Below are 817 nucleotides of genomic sequence, written 5' to 3' on the forward strand. Positions count from 1 at the left end.
CTCGAGCGTGCCGCCCGCGCGGAGGGCACGACCGACGGGGGTGGGGGTGCGTTCGCCTCCGCGCTCCAGGCGGCCCGGACCCCCCTGGTCCTGGCCGCGCTCGCCGGGGTGGTGGTGGCCGCCCTCCCGTGGTCACCGCCCGAACGCCTCCTCGAACCCGTCCACCTGGTCGGCCAGATCTCGGTCCCCGGCGCTCTCCTCGTCTTCGGAATGTCCCTCTATGGCGTGAAGGTGCTCGAGGCCGGGGCCTCACCCCGACGGGAGATCGCGCTGGCGAGCGGACTGAAACTGGTGGCCCACCCACTCCTGGCGTACGCCGTCGGCAGCGGTCTCATGGGGATGCGGGGTCACGAGTTGCTCACCGTCGTCGTCGCGGCGGCCCTGCCCACCGCGCAGAACGTCCTCGTGGTGGCCACCCGGTACGGCCACGGGACACTGCTCGCCCGCGACTCGGCAGTCCTCACCACCCTCGGGTCGCTCCCCGTACTGCTGCTGGTGTCCGCGCTGCTGGCCTGAGCGCGCCACTCAGGTGGCGCCCGCCGCCACGATGCCGGCGAACACGACCGCGTTGTTGACCCCGTGGAGCACGATCCCCGGGACGATCGACCGGTACCACTGCGCCATCACGCACAGGGAGATCCCCACGACCAGCAGATACGGCAGGGCGGGCGGGATCAGGTGCACGGCGGCGAAAATCGTCCCCGCGAGCGCGATCCCCGGGACGGCCCGGAACCTCGCGCGCAGTGCGGGCAGGACGATCCCCCGGAACACCACCTCCTCGGCCACGGGGACGAGCACCGCCACGGCGAGCACCCCC

General features: G+C 73.1%; 2 protein-coding genes. One reads left to right on the forward strand and one right to left on the reverse strand.

What is annotated here, in order from left to right; genetic code table 11:
• Positions 1-516 (forward strand): AEC family transporter (locus G6026_RS17605; RefSeq protein WP_241728115.1); only part of this gene is annotated, 516 nt, incomplete at its 5' end.
• A gap of 9 nt (positions 517-525) precedes the next feature.
• Here the strand turns inward: G6026_RS17605 and G6026_RS17610 are convergent.
• On the reverse strand, positions 526-817 hold a 292-nt coding region (locus G6026_RS17610), incomplete at its 5' end, for a CPBP family intramembrane glutamic endopeptidase (protein ID WP_241728116.1).

This window comes from Dietzia sp. DQ11-38-2, assembly GCF_014145055.1.
Lineage (GTDB): Bacteria > Actinomycetota > Actinomycetes > Mycobacteriales > Mycobacteriaceae > Dietzia.